We start from the raw sequence: 5,184 nt of genomic DNA, 5'->3' as shown, positions 1-5,184 counted from the left end.
GGCGACAAAGACCTTTGAAAACTGAACAAGACGAACCAATGTGCAGGCGACTGTTTAAGAAGACAGTCCGTCAAACATTAAGAAGAAACAATAAATCTGTCAGTGACAGAAATGAGTGAGAACTCAAACTTTATATGAGAGTTTGATCCTGGCTCAGGACGAACGCTGGCGGCGTGCCTAATACATGCAAGTAGGACGCACAGTCTATACCGTAGCTTGCTACACCATAGACTGTGAGTTGCGAACGGGTGAGTAACGCGTAGGTAACCTGCCTATTAGAGGGGGATAACTATTGGAAACGATAGCTAATACCGCATAACAGTATGTAACACATGTTAGATGCTTGAAAGATGCAATTGCATCGCTAGTAGATGGACCTGCGTTGTATTAGCTAGTAGGTAGGGTAAAGGCCTACCTAGGCGATGATACATAGCCGACCTGAGAGGGTGATCGGCCACACTGGGACTGAGACACGGCCCAGACTCCTACGGGAGGCAGCAGTAGGGAATCTTCGGCAATGGGGGGAACCCTGACCGAGCAACGCCGCGTGAGTGAAGAAGGTTTTCGGATCGTAAAGCTCTGTTGTTAAGGAAGAACGAGTGTGAGAATGGAAAGTTCATACTGTGACGGTACTTAACCAGAAAGGGACGGCTAACTACGTGCCAGCAGCCGCGGTAATACGTAGGTCCCGAGCGTTGTCCGGATTTATTGGGCGTAAAGCGAGCGCAGGCGGTTAGAAAAGTCTGAAGTGAAAGGCAGTGGCTCAACCATTGTAGGCTTTGGAAACTGTTTAACTTGAGTGCAGAAGGGGAGAGTGGAATTCCATGTGTAGCGGTGAAATGCGTAGATATATGGAGGAACACCGGTGGCGAAAGCGGCTCTCTGGTCTGTAACTGACGCTGAGGCTCGAAAGCGTGGGGAGCGAACAGGATTAGATACCCTGGTAGTCCACGCCGTAAACGATGAGTGCTAGGTGTTAGGTCCTTTCCGGGACTTAGTGCCGCAGCTAACGCATTAAGCACTCCGCCTGGGGAGTACGACCGCAAGGTTGAAACTCAAAGGAATTGACGGGGGCCCGCACAAGCGGTGGAGCATGTGGTTTAATTCGAAGCAACGCGAAGAACCTTACCAGGTCTTGACATCCCAGTGACTGCCCTAGAGATAGGGTTTCCCTTCGGGGCACTGGTGACAGGTGGTGCATGGTTGTCGTCAGCTCGTGTCGTGAGATGTTGGGTTAAGTCCCGCAACGAGCGCAACCCTTATTGTTAGTTGCCATCATTGAGTTGGGCACTCTAGCGAGACTGCCGGTAATAAACCGGAGGAAGGTGGGGATGACGTCAAATCATCATGCCCCTTATGACCTGGGCTACACACGTGCTACAATGGCTGGTACAACGAGTCGCAAGCCGGTGACGGCAAGCTAATCTCTGAAAGCCAGTCTCAGTTCGGATTGTAGGCTGCAACTCGCCTACATGAAGTCGGAATCGCTAGTAATCGCGGATCAGCACGCCGCGGTGAATACGTTCCCGGGCCTTGTACACACCGCCCGTCACACCACGAGAGTTTGTAACACCCGAAGTCGGTGAGGTAACCGTAAGGAGCCAGCCGCCTAAGGTGGGATAGATGATTGGGGTGAAGTCGTAACAAGGTAGCCGTATCGGAAGGTGCGGCTGGATCACCTCCTTTCTAAGGAAAAAACGGAAGCCATTGAGTTTGTCTTGTTTAGTTTTGAGAGGTCTTGTGGGGCCTTAGCTCAGCTGGGAGAGCGCCTGCTTTGCACGCAGGAGGTCAGCGGTTCGATCCCGCTAGGCTCCATTAGGATAGAATCCTACTGAACTTAATAAAGAAGTGAAGTTGAATACGAGACTAACTTCTTAGGAAAAAAGATAAACTTCCTTGTGTTCATGGAACACAGCGTTAGTTTCTTATTTTTCTACAGAAGTTTTCGCAAGCGAACCGTCTCTTACTATCCTAAATTTAGCACATTGAAAATTGAATAACGATATCAAATAGTAACAAGAAAATAAACCGAAAACGCTGTGAATATTAATGAGTATATGACTGAGAGGTCAAAAATAAGGTTAAGTTAGTAAGGGCGCACGGTGGATGCCTTGGCACTAGGAGCCGAAGAAGGACGTGACAAACGACGAAATGCCTTGGGGAGCTGTAAGTAAGCGTAGATCCAGGGATGTCCGAATGGGGGAACCCAACAGGTAGATACCTGTTACCCGTATCTGTTAAGGATATGAGGAGGAAGACGCAGTGAACTGAAACATCTAAGTAGCTGCAGGAAGAGAAAGCAAAAGCGATTGCCTGAGTAGCGGCGAGCGAAAGGGTAAGAGGGCAAACCGAGAAGTTTACTTCTCGGGGTTGTAGGACTGCGATGTGGACTTAAAGATTATAGAAGAAGACCTTGGGAAGGGTTGCCAGAGAGAGTAAGAGCCTCGTATTTTAAATAATCTTTATACCTAGCAGGATCCTGAGTACGGCGGGACACGAGGAATCCCGTCGGAAGCTGGGAGGACCATCTCCCAACCCTAAATACTCCCTAGTGACCGATAGTGAACCAGTACCGTGAGGGAAAGGTGAAAAGCACCCCGGGAGGGGAGTGAAAGAGAACCTGAAACCGTGTGCCTACAACAAGTTCGAGCCCGTTAATGGGTGAGAGCGTGCCTTTTGTAGAATGAACCGGCGAGTTACGTTATGATGCGAGGTTAAGTTGAAGAGACGGAGCCGTAGGGAAACCGAGTCTGAAGAGGGCGCATAGTATCATGATGTAGACCCGAAACCATGTGACCTACCCATGAGCAGGTTGAAGGTGAGGTAAAACTCACTGGAGGACCGCACCAGGGCACGTTGAAAAGTGCTTGGATGACTTGTGGGTAGCGGAGAAATTCCAAACGAACTTGGAGATAGCTGGTTCTCTCCGAAATAGCTTTAGGGCTAGCGTCGACAGAAAGATTCTTGGAGGTAGAGCACTGTTTGGGTGAGGGGTCCATCCCGGATTACCAATCTCAGATAAACTCCGAATGCCAATGAATTATGGTCGGCAGTCAGACTGCGAGTGCTAAGATCCGTAGTCGAAAGGGAAACAGCCCAGACCACCAGCTAAGGTCCCAAAATAATTGTTAAGTGGAAAAGGATGTGGGGTTGCACAGACAACTAGGATGTTAGCTTAGAAGCAGCTATTCATTCAAAGAGTGCGTAATAGCTCACTAGTCGAGTGACCCTGCGCCGAAAATGTACCGGGGCTAAAACAATTTACCGAAGCTGTGGATCCTTTAGGGGATGGTAGGAGAGCGTTCTATGTGTGGTGAAGGTGTACCGTGAGGAGCGCTGGAACGCATAGAAGTGAGAATGCCGGTATGAGTAGCGCAAGACAGGTGAGAATCCTGTCCACCGTAAGACTAAGGTTTCCAGGGGAAGGCTCGTCCGCCCTGGGTTAGTCGGGACCTAAGGAGAGACCGAAAGGTGTATCCGATGGCCAACAGGTAGAGATTCCTGTACTAGAGTATAGAGTGAAGGAGGGACGCAGTAGGCTAACTCAAGCGTGCGAATGGAAGAGCACGTCTAAGCAGTGAGGTGTGATAGGAGTCAAATGCTTCTATCTGTAACATTGAGCTGTGATGGGGAGCGAAGTTTAGTAGCGAAGTGAGTGACGTCACACTGCCAAGAAAAGCTTCTAGCGTTAATTTATACTCTACCCGTACCGCAAACCGACACAGGTAGTCGAGGCGAGTAGCCTCAGGTGATCGAGAGAACTCTCGTTAAGGAACTCGGCAAAATGACCCCGTAACTTCGGGAGAAGGGGTGCTGGCTTAAAGTCAGCCGCAGTGAATAGGCCCAAGCAACTGTTTATCAAAAACACAGCTCTCTGCTAAATCGTAAGATGATGTATAGGGGGTGACGCCTGCCCGGTGCTGGAAGGTTAAGAGGAGTGCTTAGACGTAAGTCGAAGGTATGAATTGAAGCCCCAGTAAACGGCGGCCGTAACTATAACGGTCCTAAGGTAGCGAAATTCCTTGTCGGGTAAGTTCCGACCCGCACGAAAGGCGTAATGATTTGGGCACTGTCTCAACGAGAGACTCGGTGAAATTTTAGTACCTGTGAAGATGCAGGTTACCCGCGACAGGACGGAAAGACCCCATGGAGCTTTACTGCAGTTTGATATTGAGTGTCTGTGCCACATGTACAGGATAGGTAGGAGCCAAAGAGATCGGGACGCCAGTTTCGATGGAGGCGATGTTGGGATACTACCCTTGTGTTATGGCCACTCTAACCCGGATAGGTGATCCCTATCGGAGACAGTGTCTGACGGGCAGTTTGACTGGGGCGGTCGCCTCCTAAAAGGTAACGGAGGCGCCCAAAGGTTCCCTCAGATTGGTTGGAAATCAATCGCAGAGTGTAAAGGTATAAGGGAGCTTGACTGCGAGAGCTACAACTCGAGCAGGGACGAAAGTCGGGCTTAGTGATCCGGTGGTTCCGTATGGAAGGGCCATCGCTCAACGGATAAAAGCTACCCTGGGGATAACAGGCTTATCTCCCCCAAGAGTTCACATCGACGGGGAGGTTTGGCACCTCGATGTCGGCTCGTCGCATCCTGGGGCTGTAGTCGGTCCCAAGGGTTGGGCTGTTCGCCCATTAAAGCGGCACGCGAGCTGGGTTCAGAACGTCGTGAGACAGTTCGGTCCCTATCCGTCGCGGGCGAAGGAAATTTGAGAGGATCTGCTCCTAGTACGAGAGGACCAGAGTGGACTTACCGCTGGTGTACCAGTTGTTCTGCCAAGAGCATCGCTGGGTAGCTATGTAGGGAAGGGATAAACGCTGAAAGCATCTAAGTGTGAAACCCACCTCAAGATGAGATTTCCCATAACGTTATGTTAGTAAGAGCCCTGAGAGAAGATCAGGTAGATAGGTTAGGAGTGGAAGTTGTGTGAGCAATGGAGCGGACTAATACTAATAGCTCGAGGACTTATCCGAGAAATAAATTCATTGAGAAGCAGCGCAAGGTTTAGCCTGTAGTATTTGAGACGTTATTCAATTTTGAGTGTGTTAGATACTCAGCAGTTAAGTGACGATAGCCTAGGAGATACACCTGTACCCATGCCGAACACAGAAGTTAAGCCCTAGAACGCCGGAAGTAGTTGGGGGTTGCCCCCTGTGAGATATGGTAGTCGCTTAGCA

Annotated in this window: 1 tRNA gene and 3 rRNA genes; all 4 read left to right on the top strand. The window is 49.9% G+C overall.

Annotation, left to right across the window (positions count from 1 at the left end):
• The first annotated feature begins 130 nt into the window (after positions 1–130).
• The 4 genes from IYQ91_RS09815 (at position 131) to rrf (ending at position 5,183) form a co-directional block, all read left to right on the top strand.
• Positions 131–1,686 (top strand): 16S ribosomal RNA (locus tag IYQ91_RS09815).
• 56 nt (positions 1,687–1,742) lie between these two features.
• Positions 1,743–1,815 (top strand) — tRNA-Ala (locus tag IYQ91_RS09810).
• Between the two features lie 264 nt (positions 1,816–2,079).
• Positions 2,080–4,980: ribosomal RNA gene (locus IYQ91_RS09805) — 23S ribosomal RNA — on the top strand.
• Between the two features lie 87 nt (positions 4,981–5,067).
• Positions 5,068–5,183: ribosomal RNA gene (gene rrf, locus IYQ91_RS09800) — 5S ribosomal RNA — on the top strand.
• The 16S, 23S and 5S rRNA genes sit together here with 1 tRNA gene alongside, the layout of an rRNA operon.
• Position 5,184: the final 1 nt, after the last annotated feature.

This window comes from Streptococcus sp. HF-2466 (genome assembly GCF_015594645.1).
In the GTDB taxonomy this organism is placed as follows: domain Bacteria; phylum Bacillota; class Bacilli; order Lactobacillales; family Streptococcaceae; genus Streptococcus; species Streptococcus anginosus.
This window is presented reverse-complemented; position numbering and strand designations above follow the sequence as displayed.